A 20729-nucleotide genomic window follows, 5' to 3' on the forward strand; every position below is an offset into this window, starting at 1 on the left:
GTTGGGTGGGGTTCTTTTTTATCTCACGCAGAGGCACGGAGAGGAGAATAAAATTGTAGCTATGTCAAGTTAATACGACAGATTGTAAATATTTTTGATATCTGGCATATTTACCAACAATATGAGTGTAAGTATAGACATAGGGATAAGAAAACTTAAGTAATTTACGTAAGTGTTCTAATTTTTGCGTCTACCTCAGTAATGGATATTGAGAAATATCTGAGAAATATCTGAGAAATATCTGGAATTGCTCTGCGTTCGTAGGGGAAACAGTTGTCATAATTTAGACTTTAACTCCGACAACGCATGGAACTGTAGCTATTCGTTTTTTCCTGTACATAGCCATGAAACAGATAATCGAATCTACAGGAGATTCTCTATCTGGGACATTCGGTAACTTTCGTGAGCTTCTTGCCGATATCCTTTTGAGTTTATATCCTGGCAATGATGAGTTAGTCGATGAATTTAGCCAAGTATTCCAAATTATTCAATTTAATTTGGGAGATGAGATTGTAAATTACGACACGAGTAAATTATCAGTAGAATTATTTCATAATCGAGAACAGTATCAGGGCTTTTATCTTGTTTGTCGAGGAAGGGTAAGACTTGTGGGATTTGACCCAAGTTTGCAGCGAGAAGTGCCAGCGTCATTACTCGAAGTTAGCGATCGCTTTGGTACTGATGAGTTATTTGACAGTCAACCTGTATCTTATCGTGCGATCGCAGCAACTATGGGTGTGGTTGCTTTTATTTCGTCGGCAAAGTTAAAACACTGGTTCAATAAGTTACCTAGTTTAGAAAAGGATTTAGAACAAGTTGTCCGCAAGCAGCAAAGGCTAATTTTCTTTAAAAGCTTAACTAAGTTACGTTTGCTTTCGAGTCACAATCTCAAGCAGTTTATTAAGTATTCAGTGGAAACTGAGATTAAAGCTGGTGAATTATTACATGATTTTCCACTAGGAAATAGAGGTTGCTTTTGGCTGCGGGTTGGTGAAATTCAAAGTCGAGTAGACACTGAAAAGCAAAACCAAAATAGCCCATTACAACCACCTCCACAAGTTGGTGAGAGTTGGGGTTATCCCAATGAAATACCCTCAGATTGGGTTGCTCAAACCGATTTGCATTTGTACGAACTGCCACGGGAAGATTGGGAAATAGTAAAACTAATTGCACCAATACTTGTAGATGGGGAAACTCTTCCTAAACGGGGAAGAGCTAAAAAAATCTCACCTCTAACTTTGAATCTGCAATCAACTAATATCTCTGAATCTCCATCTTTTGTTCCCCCAGCAGCAGAGTCGAAAATCATTCCTTTCCCCCAACCAGCAAAGCAGCGCAAACGTGGTTTAGGAAAATCCTATCCGTTTGTGCAGCAACAAAGCACGATGGATTGTGGTGCTGCTTGTTTGGGGATGATATCGCAGTATTGGGGTAAACGGTTTAGTTTGAATATGCTGCGGAATTTGGCAGGGGTAAATCGTTCTGGTGCGACACTGAAAAATTTAGCTGTGGCAGCAGAAAAACTGGGGTTTCATGCTCGTCCAGTACGTGCGAGTTTGAATCGTTTAGTTGAGGAGAAAAGTCCGTGGATTGCCCATTGGCAAGGGGAGCATTATGTGGTTGTTTATCGGGTTAAAAGAAATCAGATTTTAATTGCCGATCCTGCGATCGCAAAACGTTGGCTATCAATTCCTGATTTCCAAGCGGGTTGGACTGGATATGCTCTACTGTTGTCTCCAACGGGGTTACTACAACAAATTCCCAATGCTAAACCTACATTTGGGAAGATTTGGGGGGCATTTTTACCCTACAGTTCGACGCTGTTACCGATTGTGATGGCATCGATTTTGCTGCAAGTTTTTGGTTTGGTGACACCTTTATTTACCCAAATCATTCTGGATCAAGTTGTTGTCCACAAAAGCTTTATTAGTTTACATGTGTTTGCCATCGGTTTGTTGATTTTTAGTGTTTGGCGAATTGGTTTAGGTGGTGTTCGTCAATATCTGTTAGATTATTTCTCGAATCGTGTAGATTTGACTCTGATTAGTGCTTTTGTTAGTCATGCACTGAATTTACCTTTGGAGTTTTTTGCTACTCGTCATGTTGGTGATATTATTACCCGTGTTCAAGAAAACCAAAAAATTCAAGTTTTTCTGACTCGTCAAGCTGTCACCACTGCCTTAGATGCGTTAATGGCATTTGTTTACGTCGGTTTGATGCTTTATTACAACTGGCAGTTAACCCTGTTAGTGTTGGCAATATTACCACCAATTATTATTTTGACTGTGGTATCAAGTCCAATGCTGCGACAGGTATCACGGAATGTCTTTCACGAGTCTGCCAAGCAAAATTCATCACTGGTAGAGATGTTCACGGGAATTTCTACCCTGAAAATGGCAGCAGCAGAACGGGATTTACGCTGGTTGTGGGAAGAGCATTTGACGAGTATGTTTAATGCTCAATTTCAGGGGCAAAAACTGGCAAATAATTTACAAGTAATCGGAGGATTAATTAATACTGTCGGTAGTACGGCTTTGCTGTGGTATGGAGCAACACTCGTAATGCAAGACCAATTGAGTATTGGTCAGTTTGTCGCTTTCAATATGTTGATTGGGAATGTGATTACTCCTGTGTTGTCTCTGGTGAGTCTTTGGGATGAGTTACAGGAAGTTTTGGTATCAGTGGAACGTCTTGATGATATCTTTGCCGCACAACCCGAAGAGAGTCCAGATAAACCGATGTTGGTTTTGCCGAATTTACATGGTGAAGTCCAGTTTGAAAATGTGAGTTTCCGTTACAACCCAGATGAGCAGAGGAATACATTACAAAGTGTCACCTTTATGGCACATCCTGGTGAAGCGATCGCAATTGTTGGACGTAGTGGTTCGGGTAAAAGTACTCTAATTAATTTGCTTCAGGGTTTGTATCACCCTACAAGTGGTCGAATTTTGATTGATGGGTATGATATTCGTCATGTTTCACCACAGTCATTACGTCGGCAATTAGGGGTAGTACCACAAGAATGCTTTTTGTTTTCGGGAACGATTTTAGAGAATATTACCCTGTATCGACCGGAATATGAACTTGCGGAGGTTGTGAATATTGCCAAGCTTGCGGAAGCACATGCTTTTATTCAAAATCTACCCCTGGGATATAATACCAAGGTTGGTGAACGTGGTTCTGCGCTTTCTGGAGGGCAAAGACAGCGAATTGCGATCGCACGAGCTTTGCTTGCTAATCCCCGGATTCTGATTCTTGATGAAGCGACGAGTTCTCTGGATACGGAGTCGGAAAGACGTTTTCAAGATAATTTACGTCGTCTCTGCAAGGAACGTACTACTTTTATTATTGCCCATCGTCTGTCTACGGTAAGAAATGCTGATTGTATTCTGGTTTTAGATAAGGGAATTATTGTTGAACGCGGAAATCATGAGGAGTTAATGCAGCAAAAGGGGCTGTATTTTCATCTGGCACAGCAACAGTTAGATATTTGATTTTGGCAACAAGGAGTAATAATTTTTTTATGCCATTTTGGCATCTAATTATGTTAAGAATATCAATTATTTAATCAAGTCGAAGTATTATGTATATTGGAAGACAAAGTTTTCTGAGAATGTAAATATTAATTCGATAAAATGCATCTATTTTGATTGGTATTTTACTAATTAAGCTGTTAAATATTGGGCAATAAAGATATTATCTACCGGCAAGATGCAGAGAAAACTTGCCGGGAAGATTTTCTTTCCGGCAAAGTAAGCCCTTTGGGCACGCTACGCGAACGGAAGGACGCAGAGGAATATAGAGATTTAGGAGGAGCTATTTGTTTGGTGTTTAAAAAAAATTAGAATAGTTCCCTAAATCATTTATAAAAATAATAATTAATTTTGAATTGTGGGTATAGAAGTATGAATAATCTACTATTAGGAAATAATTTTGGTAATGGGTCAGAAAATGATTCTATTCAACCTTTGTTAGATAGATTTTTCGCAACTAAAAATAGTGGAGATGAGATTGATGATGTGAATAATAAGATAGCTGAAGATGGGATTATTATTGATTTGCGATCGCATCGAGAACTATCTAGGGAAATTTTCGATGTACCAAGTAATGATGAAATTAGTTTGCTGTATGGAGGTACTGCTGTTTCTGTTGGGTTCATGGCAGCTAATTCTAGTTCTTCTCAGACATCACTACCTTTTACAAATCCTGTTCAAAATTGGTCTGCATCGTTGCAAACAGTTCTCGATCATCCTCCTGCATCTCTGCCTAGTCAAGTGGTGGTAGGTGGGTTAATTTTCTTGGCTGCATTTGCTACATGGGCATCTTTTGGATACATAGATGAAGTGGGTAAAGCAAATGGACTATTAGTTCCCCAAGGAGAAGCTTACAAAGTTAACCCAGTTGTTTCCGGTAAGATTGACCGCATTTACGTCCAAGAGGGGCAATTCATCAAAGCTGGGCAGGTTGTCGCTGAGATGGATAACCAAATTGCCGTCAATGAAATAGAGCGTTTGCAACAGGAAAAAACAGCTTTACAAACTCAACTGATACAAACCGATTCTCTGATCGACAAAACAGTCTTAGAATCGCAAACACGCAGACAAATTGCTTCTTCAGAACAACAAGTGCAAAAAAGCGCGATCGCATCTGCACAATTTCGATTGACTGGGAATTATCAACTGCTCGGACAATTACATAATCAACGTGCAGCTACGATTAACAGAAAACAGCAAATCGAACCATTACTTGCCAAATCCAAACAACTACTCAAACAGCGACAAGATGAAGTCGCAGCATATCGGGAACGTGTGGAACGACTCCAACCCTTATTAAAAGAAGGTGCAATCTCCCGTGATATGGTTTTCAATGCTGAACAAGAACTGAGACAGCGTGAACTGGCAATTACCAAAAATCAACTAGAAGAAACACCAATTACCCGCGAACGTTTGTTTGAAGCAGAACAAGCTGAAGCTCAGACAATCCGTACTATTACTCAAAGCCAAAGTGAAATCCAACAAACACAAACCGAAATCAAACGACTTGAATCAGAGTTAGTCCAAAAAAAAGCCGAAGCAATCACAGTTCAGGTGCAATCCCAGCAAAAAATCCAACAACTCCAAGTCGAAAAAACCCAAATCCAAGCCAAAATTCAGCAAGCAGAAAAGATACTCGAAAAAGCCAAAGTCGAATTGAAACAATATTACTTAACAGCTCCTGTCGATGGTGTCGTTTTATCACTGAACGTTCATAACAGTGGTGACATCGTTCAACCTGGACAAACCGTAGCTGCGATCGCACCTCAAGGTGTTCCACTAATACTAAAAGCTGTTTTACCCAACAGCGAAGCTGGTTTTGTCAAGGTTGGAGAAACAGCCCAAGTAAAATTTGATGCTTTCCCATACCAAGACTACGGAATTATTACAGGCAAAGTTGCATCCATATCACCCGATGTCAAACCCAACGAAAAACTCGGTGCAGTTTATAGCGTGGAAATTGAACTAGAACGCGATCGCTTGACGGCAAATAACCAAATAATCAAATTTAAACCAGGGCAAACCGCAACAGCCGAAATCATCACCCGTCATCGTCGCATCATTGATGTCATCCTCGATCCAATTCGGCAAATTCAAGCAGGTGGAATTAATTTGTAATTCCCAATACGTAATACCCAATATCAAAAGGTAATTAATTATGATGGTTCACCAAACAAAACCAGCACAAAAACAAACTGACAGAGCAATGAAACCAGAGCAATTTAGTCAAGTTGTGGAGGCTATTGCATCTGGTAGGTATTCTTGGGCTTGTGTATTAATTTTACGTTTTGCTGGTTATAATCCCCTACATTATATTCCCTATCGGACCTATAGTAGATTATTAAAAGAAAATCGCCAATTATCATCCGATATTTCTTTAAGCTCTACTTATCCCGAAGTCAACAATAATCGTCCTAGCAACAATATAAATAATCCAATAAATAACCCAGATATTTCTTCCTGCTTAAATCAAATTAACGACCTCAACTACCTAGAACCACTAGAAAGTCAACAAATAAATACAACAGGTGGATATAGCGCTATTTATTCGCAAGCTGATACCAAACAAAACACCCAAAATTCTAATTTTTCAATACTTGAGAATATCCGAACTAAACAATTAAACTTCATGAGTTATTTGGGATTTAAAATAATTCGCGATCGCAATTGAAAAAATTGTATTTTGTTCACCATCCCTGTAGGGGCAAACGGTTGTTTGCCCTTATTTTATTGTCTTTTATTTGTATCCACCTTATTTGTCTTCCATCTAAACGAAAACCATAATCAAAAAACATCATATATAATAAAGCAAAATTCCCGAATTCCTCAAGAACTCGATGATTATTATTACTCTTCCCATAACTAATAATAACATGCCAAAATGGCTACATATTCAGTAATAAAAGCCCAATTCAAATAATAGAAGAGATATATTATATATATCAACTCAAGAGAGAGTTGTTAAAGATAAAACAAGTAAATCTCTAAAATTCAAGGAGAACAATATGTTGATTCATGACTTAAATCATATGGAAATAGTAGACGAAGCAAACAAACTCGAAGGTGGAAATGATATCGCTGCTAGTTTGACTGCATTTCAACAAAGATTAACTCTTATGCAAACAGTCTCAACATCAACTCCAGCAGGTAGTTCAGCAGGTTCAGTTTCCTCGAATTTGAACATCGGAACCTTTGGTTTAAACTTTATTTCTTTACAACCATAGGTGATTAGATATTCCCAAAAGATATCTCCGGAAATGAGGTATTCACCCTTTCTGTATAAGGCTTCCGTATTATTTTTCGGAGATGTCTAAAGACTGCAATTCAAATCGAGTTGTCACTTAAAAAAAAAACAAGATAACTAGTAAGGAGCGAAAAATGATTATCTCCGATTTAACATATCTAGAAATTGCTGAACAAACACAAAATCTCGAAGGTGGAAATGATATTGGAGCTAGTTTAACTGCATTTCAACAAAGATTGACTTTGATGCAAACAGTCTCGACATCAACTCCAGGAGGTAGTTCAGCAGGTTCAGTTTCCTCGAATTTGAACATCAGAACCTTGGGTTTAAACTTTGTTTCTTTACAGCCATAGAATAATATTTAAGCTGTCGAAACAAATTCAGCAAAAAAGGTTTTCAATCTGCCTCCTATCCTACTTGGAGGCAGAATCAAATGATATCTAGCTACTTCACCATTTTAAGGCTTAACTGGAAGTGAATCTACCACTGTTATGTAAAAGCTCCATACTTTCAAAATATTCACATTAATCAATAATATTTTGAAGTTTAAATCACTAATATGGAGCTTTTACATATTAATTATGTCAACCATTATATACAAGTACTTATAGGAGCCTAATCATGATTATCTCTGACCTTGAACATATGGAAATAGTTGAAGAAAAAATCGATGTAAAAGGTGGTTTTGATTTATCATCTCTCTTACAATCACTCAATATCTATCCAGCAGCAGCATCTTCTATAAATACTTTAGGTGGACATTCAATTGGTAATACAGTTACCACAAATAATATCACCATGCCAATTTTCTTAGTTTTTAATTATTCTCCTTATAATAGTTCTTCACGAGGTAGATTTTCACCTTATTTTAGGCAATCTCGAAAATCATCAAGAAGATGATTTTTCTAATAATCCAGAATCTAGGAAATAGGATGAATCATTATTCTAGCTACGGTAGTGAGGGGCTAGGCTGTTGACTTTGTACCTTTTTGGGGGTTAGATTTTCATACAATATCTGTGATATGACTTGTTCCTTGTCTCCGGCAAGGAATACAGAGTTGGAGGCTCCGCCTCCAGTCAGGATAAGAGCCAGAGCCTCAAACTCAGGGTTCCCAGGCAGAGCCTAGTAACCAGTCAATAACACAAAAATTGTATGAACTAAAAACGTGGAAATTCTATCAAAATCAACAGCCTAGTGAGGGGCTAGTTATGGAAATATTATTGTGGTATTTTAGCTTAAAATTTCCGCCATAATAAAGATTTTTATTTATCTTTAAATGTGAGGTAAACTACCTTATGATTAATCTCAAAGATAAAACAATTCAACCAGAAGAAATAATTTCCTCACTCAGAAAAAACATCCAGTTAAAAGATGTATGTCAAAGCATTTTATATCATCAAATTATTGAACAAAATGCCAGAGAAAGAGGCATAATTATAACAGCAGAAGAAATTCAAATAGAAGCCGATCGCCAACGATATGCAAAACGGTTAGTGAGAGCAAACGATACAGTTACATGGCTAAATGATAACTTGATGACTCCCGAAGATTGGGAAGCGGGAATTCGAGATTGTTTGCTGACGAAGAAATTAGCAGATGCATTATTTGCCAAAGATGTGGAAAAATTCTTTGCAGAAAATCGATTAGATTTTGAACAAATTATTGTCTATCAAATCGTTGTTCCTTACCAACAACTAGCGCAAGAAATTTTTTATCAAATCGAAGAAAGTGAGATGAGTTTTTATGAAGCTGCTCATTTATATAACACTGATGAACGAAGACGAAGAGAATGCGGATATGCAGGTAAATTATATCGTTGGGATTTTCAACCTGATGTTGCTGCCATTTTGTTTCGCAGCAAAATTGGAGAAGTAGTTACCCCAATCCGCATTGAACAAACAAGTCATTTGTTTCTGATTGAAGAGCTTATTTCAGCCGAATTAACATCTCAAAGGTATGAAGAAATTTTAAACCGAATGTTTCAAACATGGCTCGATTCAGAATTGGCAAATCTGCTGCATAATCTGTCTTTAATATCATCTCCGGTTAATTAAGCATAATCAAATTAGCCATTTCTATAATCATGGGGTGGGAATATTATAAATAATAATTAAGGGTGGAAATATTATAAATATAATTAAGGGTGGAAATATTATAAATATAATTAAGGTGGGGTATTCCCACCCCTACGGTTGAAATTAAATTGAACTTGCCTTTGTTCTCTCAACTAAAGCATCCCGTGCATGTTCCCTGTCATCGAAGTGAATTTTTTCCGTACCGAGAATTTGATAATCTTCATGTCCTTTACCTGCTAACAATACCCCATCTCCAGGTTGTGCTTGTAAAATAGCTGTCCGAATTGCCGCAGCGCGATCGCATATCACTGTGGGATTAATTCCTTCGGGAATATCAGCTAACACATCCTCTAAAATCATTTCTGGGTTTTCAGTTCGCGGGTTATCCGATGTCACTACCGCAATATCGGCAAGCTCCGCAGCAATTTTACCCATTTTTGGACGCTTTGTGCGATCGCGATCGCCTCCGCAACCAAAGACGCAAATCATTTTCCCAGGAATAAATGGACGGGATGCTTTTAATAAGTTCTCTAAACTATCGGGAGTATGGGCATAATCAACAATTACACTAATATCCTGTTCTGTATTAATTTGTACCCGCTCCATTCTTCCCGGTACTCCAGGAAAGTCAGGGATGGCAGCAGCAATAATTTCTAAATCAATTCCTAAGTGTAAAACCGCACCAACCGCAGAAAGTAAATTTTCAAGGTTATACTGACCAATTAGGGGCGATTGAAAAGATATACTACCCATTGGGGTATGCATCATCCCGCTCACGCCATTTGGTTGGTAAATCAAGTCACTCATGTACAAATCAGCGCTGGTATCATTAACGCTATAACTCCAGGTTTTATCTTTGCCTAAAGTCTCAATTAAACGCTTTCCATACCCATCTTCAAGATTAATTACAGCCCTTCCTGCAAGATAATCAGGACTAAACAACAAAGCTTTGGCAGAGAAATAATCCTCCATATCCTTGTGATAGTCTAAATGGTCTTGAGTGAGGTTACTAAATACAGCTACCTCAAATTGACAACCCAAAACCCTACCCTGTGCCAATGCATGGGAACTAACTTCCATAATTCCCAATTCATTCCCAGCATTGACTGCGGATGCTAGCTGCTTTTGCAAATCAATCGCAAAGGGAGTGGTGTGAGTCGCTGTCTCGCTAAATCCCTTCCATCGGGTATAAAGAGTACCCATCAAAGCCGTATTTTTATCAGCACGCTCCAAAAAATACTCAATTAAATGGGTTATTGTCGTTTTCCCATTTGTCCCCGTCACACCTACCAAATTTAAAGCATGTCCAGGATAACCATAAAACGCTGCTGCAATTTTTGCACATGCTTTTGTCATGTCAGATGCAATAATTATACATATATCACCAAAAGGGGGTACTTTTTCGGCTGAAGAAGCAGAAATCACCGCAGCTAAAGCTCCTTTCTCTAAAGCACTTTGCCAAAATTCACCTCCATCTACCCTGGTACCGGGCATTCCCACAAACACATCTCCCGGATTTGTTGCGTGGGAATTAGTCGTCAAACCATTAACTTCTTCATCCAAAGCTGGATGTTCGTTAAATTGGACAATTCCTTCGACAGCAGCTAGCAGTTCCCGCAGTTTCATTTATTCAACCTCGACACACAAGTTAGTAGTTGTTAGTAGTTGTTAGTCGTCAATTGTTAATTATTGGTTGTTTGGTATCATTCCCAACCAATAACTAAAACATTAACCATTACAGCACTTCCGTCTGTAATGAGGTACATATAAAGAGATAAAAACCGCAGATATAGACGCTACTCTGCGAGAAGTCTCGCTTCGCTCGTCTAATGCGGCTTCCCGCAGGGTACGCGGATAAACGCGGATAAATGCAGATGAGAGTGTACCTCACCCAAATGAAATGCGCTGTAACAAACCCCAGTATACAAGAGTGATGATAGTTAATCACTCGGCACTTTGCACCCCTAATGTACTAGTTACTTGCGATATTTTGCACCATTTTTCCTTTTGTACAAATACTTAAATATACTTTTGTAGTAATTGTGCCAATTGTTGCCAGGAAACACGCGGTGATGGACGAGGTATGATTTTTGTTTGATTTTCTCTGGTGTCGGCAATAAATAGGACGGGAATTTCATATTGATAAGCTTGAAACCAATCATCACGGGTTGTAATATCGCGAATTTCCAATTGTAGCTGGGCAAAATCCTGCGTCTCTACAACTTGTTCCAGTTTTTCCTGTAATCCCTCACACAAATGACATCCGGGTTTGCTGTAGAGAATTATATGCATAGGTTTTAAGTCTTTCTTTTCCTGTAGCATACACAAAACTCTGTTTGCATGGATTTTAGTTTTGTTTTGTGAAAATAAAATCACTGGGTTTTAATCTAGAAGAGGTATTTTATGGTATTATTATTAAATCATGGAATTAAATTTTATTATAATCGGATGTAATTTTCTCTAAAAATTTCACAACCATCCCATTATACTTTTAGAGTTATAATTCATTATTGCACGATTTCGACCATTGAATCAAAATAATCGAAAAAATTTACAATAAAGGGGAATAAAATAAAAGATTAGGGTCGCACGGAGGCGGGGAGAGGGATTAGTTGAAAGTGTCAACGTTTTCTTTGTTGTAGTTTTCGATAAACGTCTTTGATATCGACTTTGTGATGAGCTAAAGCGACCAAAGTATGGTATAGCAAATCAGCAACTTCTCCTGCGATCGCATCAGCATCGTCATCCTTACAAGCCATGACAACTTCAGCACTTTCTTCGCCAATCTTCTTCAAAATCTTGTTATCACCACCAGCCAATAACTTACAGGTATAGGAACTTTCATTGGGATTATCCCTGCGATCGCATATGACTTGAAAAACCTGGGATAGCGTATCTGCTGGGGGAGGACTAATATTCCCGTCGATTTGATGAAAGCAACTGCGCTCTCCAGTATGGCAAGCAATATCACCAATCTGCTCCACAGTGACTAAAATCGCATCACTATCGCAATCATAACGAATACCCTGAATTTTCTGAGTATGCCCCGAAGTCGCACCCTTATGCCAAAATTCCTGACGCGATCGACTCCAAAACCAAGTCTCACCAGTTTCCAAAGTCCGAAGTAAAGATTCGCGATTCATCCAAGCCATCATTAACACAGTACCATCCAAATAATCTTGGACAATTGCTGGCACTAAACCTTTCTCGTCGTAGCGAATTTTTTCAATTGGAATAGCATTGCTTAATGGTTTGAATGAAGAAGACTGTGAAGAAGACATACCAGTTGTCTAACTATGAATAAAAATGTGAACCCAGATATTCACACTATCATTATTAGGTAGCAAAATTAGTACTTTCTTCGCAGTTCTTTAGGGATTGATTTTTATTTGATTAATTTCGTTTAACTACATTTACAAAACGGGAGTTTTATGCATTGCTGATTGCATTCTCACAGCACTTAAAGCGACTTGGTGAGACCTTATAGGTTCACCGTACCAATGAATAGCCGAGTTAAAAGCAGCTCGGTAGATATCTTGACAATCCTCAGAAAAACGAGTCCGAATTTCAGCAGGTAAGTCTTGATTGGATTTGTATAACATATTGTTATTTATTTAAAAATTGTTTCTTTTGTTCAGCTATGCTTCTACGATAGAAATTCTAAGTCATTTTTGCGCCTATCCTCAGATAGAGTTTAATTTATAGCATCGTTTGGGAGAGAACCTTGGTAAATACAACAATTAAAACAACGCGATCGCAAGAAATTTTTGCTGCTGCCCAAAACTTGATGCCGGGTGGTGTCAGTTCCCCAGTTCGCGCATTTAAATCTGTTGGCGGTCAACCTATTGTATTCGATCGCGTCAAGGGTGCATACATTTGGGATGTAGATGGCAATCAATACATCGATTATGTCGGTACTTGGGGTCCAGCAATTTGCGGTCATGCCCACCCCGATGTCATTAGTGCCCTCCACACAGCCTTAGAGAAAGGTACAAGCTTTGGTGCCCCTTGTGTCCTCGAAAATGTCCTCGCCGAAATGGTAATCGATGCCGTACCCAGTATTGAGATGGTACGCTTTGTCAATTCCGGCACAGAAGCCTGTATGGCAGTACTTCGCCTGATGCGTGCCTTCACCGGACGGGATAAACTAATTAAATTCGAGGGCTGTTATCACGGACATGCTGACATGTTCCTCGTCAAAGCTGGCTCTGGAGTCGCTACCCTGGGCTTACCCGACTCCCCCGGTGTACCCAAATCAACCACCGCAGATACCCTCACCGCACCCTACAACGACCTCGAAGCAGTTAAAGCCTTATTTGCAGAAAACCCTGATGCGATCGCAGGGGTAATTCTCGAACCCGTAGTTGGAAACGCTGGCTTTATCACCCCCGATGCTGGTTTCCTCGAAGGTTTACGGGAACTCACCCACGAACATGGGGCTTTGCTGGTGTTCGACGAAGTAATGACAGGTTTCCGCATTGCCTATGGAGGTGCCCAAGATAAATTTGGGGTCACACCTGATATCACAACCCTTGGTAAAATTATCGGAGGTGGTTTACCTGTGGGTGCTTACGGTGGTCGTCGCGATATCATGTCGATGGTGGCACCAGCAGGTCCAATGTACCAAGCGGGAACCCTTTCGGGAAATCCCTTGGCAATGACTGCGGGAATTAAGACGATGGAATTACTGCAAAAGTCAGGCACTTACGAATACCTTGACAAAATCACCAAAAAGCTGTCCGATGGCTTGCTGCAAATCGCCAAAGAAACAGGTCATGAAGCTTGTGGTGGTCAAATTAGTGGTATGTTCGGTTTATTTTTTACGAATGGTCCCGTGCATAACTATGAAGACGCGAAAAAGTCCGATACAGCTAAGTTCGGACGCTTCCATCGCGGCATGTTGGAACGGGGTATTTATTTAGCTCCATCGCAATTTGAAGCTGGTTTTACTTCAATTGCCCACACCGAAGAAGATATTGACAAAACCTTAGCAGCCGCCCGCGATGTGATGTCAACCCTCTAAAGTCTCAAAATTCCTTCGTAGGGGTGGGGTATTCCCACTCTTCAATCCTCTGGTTATTTGACTAGTACAGCTTGGCGTAAATATGCCTAGCATTTAGGGCTTGAATTTAATCCTCTTTTAGAGGACTTTCGCTATTAGCCAGAGGTTTATAACCTCTGGCTCTGACGGGTTTGGTATTCAAAATAGTCGGTTTACTTGCGCCGTGTTGTACTAGTTACAAAACATAATTCTGTAGCTTTAACTTCTAACTCTGGGAGGAAAAGTGAATTATTTTAACAGCCACACCCATTATGAGCGCATCCCTTCATGGTTTTGTGACCTTCCGCACAAGCTTCTGAGCAATAGTATTTATTGTCTTTATTAACTGCATCTTCAGTTGAGATAACACATAAACAAGTTTCGCAAGCGCATTTCATCAAACTAACGGCTTTCATGGCTTTTTTCCCTGATGACTAATTAAATAATAACATACGATATATGAACATTTGCTCATAATTAAAAATTAATATGAATTTATCAAATTAGAAGTCAAAAATCAGAATAATTGATGGGAATGCCCAATCCCCTCTTAATAAATTACGTATATTTATCAGCACACCAACAAAACAACCAAAAAGAACGAAGTGCGTTTTCAATCAATAACTTACGGAAGTAGTGAAGTTTGTTTTTCAACTAATTCCCTGAATTTGTAGGCAATTTTAGGAATTCAACCGCGTATATTTACGATTCCTTTAAGTAAGTACTGGTTCTCTTTAGCAACTCTTCAAAGGATTTCCAGCAAAATTTACCTGGTAAGAAAGGAATTTTGTCTAAATAATTAAGAGTAGGGTTAATAAGCTTTTTGTCCATTTTTTTTCTTGCAGCGAGTTGACAGTACATGAGCTACTGCTTAAATCCTACCTGTCCCAATCCAGAAAACCTAGCCTACAGCGATAGGTGTCACTCCTGTGGCTCGTCTCTATTGTTGCGCGATCGCTATCGGGTAGTCAAAGCGCTAGGACAAGGAGGCTTCGGGGCAACCTTTGTTGCCCGTGATGAATCCTTACCAGGCGAACCTAGTTGCGTCATCAAACAGTTGCGTCCTTCGGGAACCGCACCCCATGTTTTACAAATGGCGCGAGAACTATTCGAGCGGGAAGCTGTGACTTTAGGTAGAATAGGTAATCATCCTCAAGTACCCAGGTTACTTGACTATTTTGAAGACCGCGAACACTTTTATTTAGTCCAAGAATATATTAGCGGTCTGACTTTACAACAAGAAGTCAAAGCCCAAGGAGCCATAAGTGAAGCAGGTGTCAAGCAATTCTTAACTGAAATAATACCTTTATTGCAATATATCCACGACCAAAAGGTGATCCACCGTGACATCAAGCCAGCCAACTTGATTCGTCGCGCTCAAGATAGCCGATTGGTGTTGATTGACTTTGGAGCAGTCAAAAACCAAGTTAGTCAGACTGCGGCAATGCAATCAGGGCAAACAGCTTTAACAGCTTATGCAATTGGGACTCCCGGATTTGCACCACCCGAACAAATGGCAATGCGTCCGGTTTACTCCAGCGATATTTATGCTGCCGGGATAACTTGCATTTATCTACTGACTGGCAAATCTCCCAAGGATTTAGATTATAATCCCACAACCGGAGAAATGATGTGGGAACATCTAGTGACAATCAGTCCCCACCTCTCTGGGGTACTGCGGAAAATGCTAGAAGTATCTGTCCGTAATCGCTATCAAAATGCTGAAGAAGTATTGCGAGCGCTGGAAATGGAGCCATACCTGAACAGCCTTGCCCAAAGTTTGGTTACCCAACCTGTGGGTGGTATTAAAGAACGAGGAAGCAGTCATCCTGTCGATTCTGGAGTCTTGCAAAATAATACTTCGGGAAGTTACTCTAGTGCGGGAGTTGCACAAGTGGCAGCCGCTATTCGAGCCAGACGAGCCAAAATTGCAGAAGCGACAGGTGCAACCAGCCATCGGTTAGTAGCAGCAAAAGTAGCATCCTATGGCAGTAATAATACAGAGGCAACCCAAGGTTCCAAATCTCAAATGATTCGCCAGTTAAATCTTGATGGCTTGCGAAATGCCTACACCAAAGGTAGGAGAGATTTTGCCTCACATAATTTGAGTTTGCTGAACCTACAAGGTATTGACCTATCGGGTACTAATTTCCACTCTGCGATATTGGAGCGAGCCAACCTCCAAGGAGCTAATTTATTTAATAGCGACTTTGGTAGAGCAAGCCTGAATCGTACTATCCTTCGGGATGCTAACTTGAGCAAAGCTTATTTGAGCCATGCTGATTTGGAGGGGGCAGACCTACGGGGGGCAGACCTGAGTTATGCTTACCTCAATAATGCCAATCTTCGGGGAGCGAACCTTTGCGGCGCTAATCTTACTGGTGCCAAGGTTTCTGGTGAACAGTTGACACTAGCTAAGACTAACTGGATGACGGTACGTCCTAATGGTAAACGTGGTTTATTGTAAGAAAGGAATTTGAGATTTTGAGGAGTTTTACAACCCAAAATCTTGAATCTCCCCAAATTATTTTGGTAGGATTAGGTACTGTCAATAATGCTAATATCTTAACTTAAATAAATTAACTAAAGATATTAAGTGTTTTGACTCACATGTATTTTTATAGATAAAATAATACAAAACACTTTCTTAATCTGGAGTTGGAAATGTTTATAGTGCAACATTAAAATTGCTTTTTTTGTTTTTTTTTAATATATCGATTAGAAAAGTGGATATAGTGTATATAATTGTACATCGAGGCTGGAGGGATGTGTTCTGATAAAAATTAAAGGCAGATGTAAATGAATGCAAAAGGTCAGAAGTAAAGTAACTTGAAATTTTTGCCTGTTAAAGTTTACCTAGACAAAGAAAATATAATCTCAAAGTTTTCATTTAGTTAAAGTACCTAAACTATGGCTGAGTTTGTAGAGGTAGAACTCGAACGTCGGTTAAAGTTATATCAAACATTTTTGAAGTTGTACGAACACCACAGCAGTCTTCTAGATGAAATTCTCCAATTAGAAACTCTGGATCAGTCTTCCGAAGCAGGGGTGAAATCGTTCTACTTACAAGGTGTAATCGATGGTTCAGCGGCTTATGCTATCACGAATTTGTATGCAGGTAAAACACAGACTTTAAGACAGCCGCAAAAAATCTGGACGATTGGACGCGATCGCACAAGTGGGATTCATTTGCCTGATACTTATGTATCACGTCGTCATGCAGCAATCCAATACATAGACGAAGAACAAAGTTTTTGTCTGATTGACTTTAATAGTACCAATGGCTCCTATCTGAATGGGGAACGGGTATTTCAGCCAGTTAAGTTAAAGGATGGTGATAAAATTCGCTTGGGAAATATTGTTTTTTACTTTTTCTTCAATGTCAAGACTCTAAGTTTACCAACTGTTGCAGTAGAATTACTGATGCAATTAGTACCGAATAAAGAGCGAGAAGTTGATTTAGCAAGCCATCAAAGTTCTAAAACTAAAGTTTTTATAGAAAACTCAGATAGTACTATGGAGATGTTGAAAAGTATCGGTTATATCGAGAGAGATTTTGCTGATACACCAGCTTCGCAATTATTCCATCTTGAATCATCACCAGAGATTAGGGAATATTTTTTGAGTCAGTAAACAGCATATCCCCAACTTTTTAAGTCGGGGATATCTGGGAGAAAAATCAAGTTGTAATCAACTCGGATGATAACTTCTGGAATGACAACCTCTCATTCTGCACATCGACGAAAATTGTATCTCCGTCGTTGAAATCACCCCGCAATATGGACTTGGCTATTTGGGTTTCCAACTCCCTCTGAATCGCACGCTTCAATGGACGCGCTCCAAATACAGGGTCATATCCTACTTCCGCCAAAAAGTCAAGCGCCACATCGGCAAGTTTCAGGGACATTTTTTTGCTTGCTAATCTTCCCTTCAATCTTTCGACTTGTAGCTGAACGATGTTGCGTAGTTCTTTCTTCTGCAATGCGTGGAAAATGATTTGTTCGTCAACCCGATTGAGAAACTCTGGACGGAAACTAGTACGCATTGCTTCCATGACTCGATGACGCATTTCGTCGTATTTGTTGTCATCTCCAGCTAAATCGAGGATGTATTGGGAACCGATATTACTGGTCATAATAATTACAGTATTTTTAAAGTCTACCGTATGACCTTGAGCATCGGTGACACGCCCATCATCGAGGATTTGCAGGAAAATATTAAACACGTCGGGGTGTGCTTTCTCTATCTCATCAAAGAGAATTACCGCATAGGGACGACGACGGATAGTTTCCGTTAATTGTCCACCTTCGTCATAACCAACGTATCCGGGAGGGGCACCAATCAACCGGGAAACTGCGTGTTTTTCCATATACTCAGACATGTCGATGCGTACCAAAGCTTCTTCGGTGTCGAACATGTAAGCTGCTAATGCTTTTGCTAACTCGGTTTTACCCACCCCTGTTGGTCCCAGGAAGATAAAACTAGCGATGGGACGGTTGGGGTCGGAAAGTCCAGCACGGGAACGTTGGATAGCGTCTGCAACTGCGGTAACGGCTTCATTTTGCCCGATGACACGGTGATGTAATTCGTCTTCGAGATGGAGTAATTTTTCTTTCTCCGATTCCACCAACTTACTGAGGGGAATTCCTGTCCACTTAGAAATGACCTCAGCAATATCAGCTTCAGTGACGACTTCCCGCAACAGAGATTTACCACTGCGTTGAGTTTGCTTGAGTTCCCCATCCGTCTCCTCTAATTGACGGTGTAAACTGGTTAACTTGCCATATTTCAACTCAGCAGCTCGGTTGAGGTCATAATCACGTTCTGCTTGCTGAATTTCCGAATTAACCCGCTCGATTTCTTTTTTAATTTGCCCGATTTTGTCAATAAAACTCTTTTCAACTTCCCACTGGGCATTAAGCGATCGCTGTTCTTCTTTCAAATCAGCAATTTCCTTTTCGAGTTTTTCTAAGCGATCGCGTGATGCGGCATCGGTTTCTTTTTGCAAGGATAATTTTTCCATTTCCAGTTGCAAAATCTTGCGATCGATTTCGTCGAGTTCCTCTGGTTTGGAGGTAATCTCCATTTTCAATCGAGCGGCAGCTTCATCTACTAAATCGATTGCCTTGTCAGGAAGGAAACGGTCAGAAATATAACGACTCGATAATGTTGCCGCAGCTACCAAAGCACTGTCGGAGATGGTGACACTGTGGTGGTTTTCATAGCGTTCCCGCAAACCCCGCAAAATCGAAATCGTATCTTCAACGCTGGGTTGGTCTACGTAAACCTGTTGGAAACGACGTTCTAAAGCTGCATCTTTCTCAATATATTTACGGTACTCATCAAGAGTTGTCGCCCCAATACAGCGGAGTTCGCCCCGTGCTAGCATGGGTTTGAGTAAATTACCCGCATCCATTGCCCCTTGGGTAGCACCTGCACCAACAACGGTGTGAATTTCGTCAATAAAAAGCACAATATTACCGTTGGAGTCGATAACTTCCTTCAATACCGCTTTGAGACGTTCTTCAAACTCACCTCGGAATTTTGCCCCCGCAATTAAAGCACCCATATCTAAAGTGATTAACTGCCTGTCTTTGAGAGATTGGGGAACATCACCAGCAATAATACGCTGTGCCAAACCTTCTGCGATCGCAGTTTTACCAACACCAGGTTCACCAATCAATACGGGGTTATTTTTGGTGCGTCGAGAAAGGATTTGAATGGTGCGACGAATCTCATCATCCCGTCCAATTACTGGGTCTAGTTTACCTTGACGGGCGGCTTCGGTGAGGTCACGTCCATATTTTTCCAGCGATTGATATTTTCCTTCTGGACTTTGGTCTGTCACTTTCTGGCTTCCTCGAACTTGTTTGATGGTATTTTTGAGTTTGGATTCGTCTAAACTAAATTCCTTAAATATTCCTTTGCCAAAACGGTCATCTTTGACGTAAGCGAGCAATAAATGTTCAATCGAGATAAATTCGTCTTGAAATTCCTTGCGGTAGCTTTCAGAGCGGTCTAGGAGTGTATCTAAGCTTCTGCCTAAATAGACAGAAGTGGTGGTTCCGGATATTTTGGGTTGACGCTGGATAAATTGCTCAGTTTTATCGCGGAGTTTTTGCGAACTCACACCGAGTTTAGTAAAAATACTATTTGCCAATCCATCCTGTTCCAGCAACGCTTTCATTAAGTGTTCGCTTTCAATTTGCTGCTGGTTATATTGTTTGACGATATCAGGAGTGTGCGCGATCGCTTCCCACGCTTTTTCTGTAAATTGGTTCGGGTTAGTTGGTTGCATAGGCTTTTTCTGGAAATGAACCTGTGCAGGCTGATTTGCCTGTGAGGAGATAAGTTATATTTATTCTTTATATGAATATTGTAAAGATAGGGGTGCATTTAGTGGGTTCGGTGTTCCCATCTATTTCGAGTAGTATTACCGAAGAAAGGAGGAAGAAAGGAGGAAGAGGGTTTTAAATTTAGTAAATCCTTCGCTATAAAGTGGTTGTTTTCCATCTACCAAAATTAACCAAAATTTGCAAAATCGTTCTTTTCCAGGATTGGAACTTAATCACGCAAACTTTAGTGGTGCAAATTTAGTCAATGCTCAATTCGACTCAAACTTTAACCGAAAAAAAGTTGATTTTACAGATGCAATAAGCGGAATTTATACGGAAAATAGCTGATAATTACACTTTTCCAATATTCTCTGCGAAACTCTGCGCTTTACCCCGCGTTCCTCTGCATTTAAAAGCATCTTTATTTTACTAAGGGACTTCCAGAAAATAAAATATTCAAATCATATACTTACCAACACTATCACGCGAAGGGTGGGGAG

17 protein-coding genes are annotated in these 20729 nt (G+C 39.9%); 11 read left to right on the plus strand and 6 right to left on the minus strand.

From position 1 onward, the window contains the following. Window positions 1-344: 344 nt before the first annotated feature. The 7 genes from CK510_RS08550 to CK510_RS08580 all read left to right on the plus strand — a co-directional run bounded on the left by CK510_RS08550 (window position 345) and on the right by CK510_RS08580 (window position 8832). Window positions 345-3494, plus strand: a complete 3150-nt coding sequence (locus CK510_RS08550) for an ABC transporter transmembrane domain-containing protein (protein WP_095721302.1) — start codon at window positions 345-347, stop codon at window positions 3492-3494. Between the two features lie 411 nt (window positions 3495-3905). Beyond that, window positions 3906-5651: a beta-barrel domain-containing protein gene (locus tag CK510_RS08555; RefSeq protein ID WP_095721303.1), complete on the plus strand. Its 1746-nt coding sequence runs from the start codon at window positions 3906-3908 to the stop codon at window positions 5649-5651. Between the two features lie 40 nt (window positions 5652-5691). After that, window positions 5692-6204, plus strand: coding sequence for a HetP family heterocyst commitment protein (locus CK510_RS08560; RefSeq protein ID WP_245911960.1), 513 nt, complete (start codon window positions 5692-5694; stop codon window positions 6202-6204). A gap of 334 nt (window positions 6205-6538) precedes the next feature. Further along, the gene (locus tag CK510_RS08565) at window positions 6539-6757 is read left to right on the plus strand and encodes a hypothetical protein (protein WP_095721304.1); all 219 of its coding nucleotides are present in this window, start codon (window positions 6539-6541) and stop codon (window positions 6755-6757) included. A gap of 154 nt (window positions 6758-6911) precedes the next feature. After that, on the plus strand, window positions 6912-7130 hold the full coding sequence (locus tag CK510_RS08570) for a CTB family bacteriocin (protein ID WP_095721305.1): 219 nt from the start codon (window positions 6912-6914) through the stop codon (window positions 7128-7130). Between the two features lie 268 nt (window positions 7131-7398). Further along, window positions 7399-7677 (plus strand): hypothetical protein, encoded by a 279-nt coding sequence (locus tag CK510_RS08575; protein ID WP_095721306.1) that lies wholly within the window; start codon window positions 7399-7401, stop codon window positions 7675-7677. Between the two features lie 396 nt (window positions 7678-8073). After that, on the plus strand, window positions 8074-8832 hold the full coding sequence (locus tag CK510_RS08580; RefSeq protein WP_095721307.1) for a peptidylprolyl isomerase: 759 nt from the start codon (window positions 8074-8076) through the stop codon (window positions 8830-8832). 144 nt (window positions 8833-8976) lie between these two features. Here the strand turns inward: CK510_RS08580 and CK510_RS08585 are convergent, their stop codons facing one another. The 4 genes from CK510_RS08585 to CK510_RS08600 form a co-directional block, all read right to left on the minus strand. Beyond that, entirely contained in the window at window positions 8977-10479 is a 1503-nt protein-coding gene (locus tag CK510_RS08585; RefSeq protein ID WP_095721308.1) for a UDP-N-acetylmuramoyl-L-alanyl-D-glutamate--2,6-diaminopimelate ligase, read from the minus strand. Window positions 10480-10872: 393 nt separating this feature from the next. After that, window positions 10873-11145, minus strand: a complete 273-nt coding sequence (locus CK510_RS08590) for a glutaredoxin family protein (protein WP_095721317.1) — start codon at window positions 11143-11145, stop codon at window positions 10873-10875. Window positions 11146-11474: 329 nt separating this feature from the next. After that, window positions 11475-12134, minus strand: a complete 660-nt coding sequence (hisIE, locus tag CK510_RS08595) for a bifunctional phosphoribosyl-AMP cyclohydrolase/phosphoribosyl-ATP diphosphatase HisIE (protein ID WP_095721309.1) — start codon at window positions 12132-12134, stop codon at window positions 11475-11477. A gap of 132 nt (window positions 12135-12266) precedes the next feature. Then, window positions 12267-12455, minus strand: a complete 189-nt coding sequence (locus CK510_RS08600; RefSeq protein WP_095721310.1) for a ChaB family protein — start codon at window positions 12453-12455, stop codon at window positions 12267-12269. Between the two features lie 122 nt (window positions 12456-12577). Here CK510_RS08600 and hemL point away from each other — a divergent pair, with 122 nt between their 5' ends. Continuing rightward, on the plus strand, window positions 12578-13876 hold the full coding sequence (gene hemL / locus CK510_RS08605) for a glutamate-1-semialdehyde 2,1-aminomutase (RefSeq protein ID WP_095721311.1): 1299 nt from the start codon (window positions 12578-12580) through the stop codon (window positions 13874-13876). A gap of 272 nt (window positions 13877-14148) precedes the next feature. Here hemL and CK510_RS08610 read toward each other — a convergent pair whose 3' ends face one another. Continuing rightward, the gene (locus CK510_RS08610; RefSeq protein WP_095721312.1) at window positions 14149-14310 is read right to left on the minus strand and encodes a metallothionein; all 162 of its coding nucleotides are present in this window, start codon (window positions 14308-14310) and stop codon (window positions 14149-14151) included. Between the two features lie 443 nt (window positions 14311-14753). Between CK510_RS08610 and CK510_RS08615 the strand changes: the two genes are divergently transcribed. Both CK510_RS08615 and CK510_RS08620 read left to right on the plus strand, forming a co-directional pair. After that, window positions 14754-16361, plus strand: a complete 1608-nt coding sequence (locus tag CK510_RS08615; RefSeq protein WP_095721313.1) for a serine/threonine-protein kinase — start codon at window positions 14754-14756, stop codon at window positions 16359-16361. 443 nt (window positions 16362-16804) lie between these two features. Further along, window positions 16805-17527, plus strand: coding sequence for an FHA domain-containing protein (locus CK510_RS08620; RefSeq protein ID WP_095721314.1), 723 nt, complete (start codon window positions 16805-16807; stop codon window positions 17525-17527). Between the two features lie 46 nt (window positions 17528-17573). Here the strand turns inward: CK510_RS08620 and clpB are convergent, their stop codons facing one another. After that, window positions 17574-20192, minus strand: a complete 2619-nt coding sequence (clpB, locus tag CK510_RS08625) for an ATP-dependent chaperone ClpB (RefSeq protein ID WP_095721315.1) — start codon at window positions 20190-20192, stop codon at window positions 17574-17576. A gap of 235 nt (window positions 20193-20427) precedes the next feature. Here clpB and CK510_RS08630 point away from each other — a divergent pair, with 235 nt between their 5' ends. Continuing rightward, window positions 20428-20577, plus strand: coding sequence for a pentapeptide repeat-containing protein (locus tag CK510_RS08630; protein WP_281256994.1), 150 nt, complete (start codon window positions 20428-20430; stop codon window positions 20575-20577). The last annotated feature ends 152 nt before the right edge of the window (window positions 20578-20729 follow it).

It is taken from the genome of Brunnivagina elsteri CCALA 953 (genome assembly GCF_002289455.1).
Lineage (GTDB): Bacteria > Cyanobacteriota > Cyanobacteriia > Cyanobacteriales > Nostocaceae > Brunnivagina > Brunnivagina elsteri.

Excerpts from the sequence above, each read along its gene's own strand:
- CK510_RS08590 (WP_095721317.1), bottom strand. The coding sequence starts at position 11,145 with ATGCATATAATTCTCTACAGCAAACCCGGATGTCATTTGTGTGAGGGA.
- CK510_RS08600 (WP_095721310.1), bottom strand. The coding sequence starts at position 12,455 with ATGTTATACAAATCCAATCAAGACTTACCTGCTGAAATTCGGACTCGT.
- CK510_RS08580 (WP_095721307.1), top strand. The coding sequence starts at position 8,074 with ATGATTAATCTCAAAGATAAAACAATTCAACCAGAAGAAATAATTTCC.
- CK510_RS08575 (WP_095721306.1), top strand. The coding sequence starts at position 7,399 with ATGATTATCTCTGACCTTGAACATATGGAAATAGTTGAAGAAAAAATC.
- CK510_RS08570 (WP_095721305.1), top strand. The coding sequence starts at position 6,912 with ATGATTATCTCCGATTTAACATATCTAGAAATTGCTGAACAAACACAA.
- hisIE (WP_095721309.1), bottom strand. The coding sequence starts at position 12,134 with ATGTCTTCTTCACAGTCTTCTTCATTCAAACCATTAAGCAATGCTATT.
- clpB (WP_095721315.1), bottom strand. The coding sequence starts at position 20,192 with ATGCAACCAACTAACCCGAACCAATTTACAGAAAAAGCGTGGGAAGCG.
- CK510_RS08565 (WP_095721304.1), top strand. The coding sequence starts at position 6,539 with ATGTTGATTCATGACTTAAATCATATGGAAATAGTAGACGAAGCAAAC.
- CK510_RS08560 (WP_245911960.1), top strand. The coding sequence starts at position 5,692 with ATGATGGTTCACCAAACAAAACCAGCACAAAAACAAACTGACAGAGCA.
- CK510_RS08555 (WP_095721303.1), top strand. The coding sequence starts at position 3,906 with ATGAATAATCTACTATTAGGAAATAATTTTGGTAATGGGTCAGAAAAT.
- CK510_RS08585 (WP_095721308.1), bottom strand. The coding sequence starts at position 10,479 with ATGAAACTGCGGGAACTGCTAGCTGCTGTCGAAGGAATTGTCCAATTT.
- CK510_RS08550 (WP_095721302.1), top strand. The coding sequence starts at position 345 with ATGAAACAGATAATCGAATCTACAGGAGATTCTCTATCTGGGACATTC.
- CK510_RS08615 (WP_095721313.1), top strand. The coding sequence starts at position 14,754 with ATGAGCTACTGCTTAAATCCTACCTGTCCCAATCCAGAAAACCTAGCC.
- CK510_RS08620 (WP_095721314.1), top strand. The coding sequence starts at position 16,805 with ATGGCTGAGTTTGTAGAGGTAGAACTCGAACGTCGGTTAAAGTTATAT.
- CK510_RS08610 (WP_095721312.1), bottom strand. The coding sequence starts at position 14,310 with ATGAAAGCCGTTAGTTTGATGAAATGCGCTTGCGAAACTTGTTTATGT.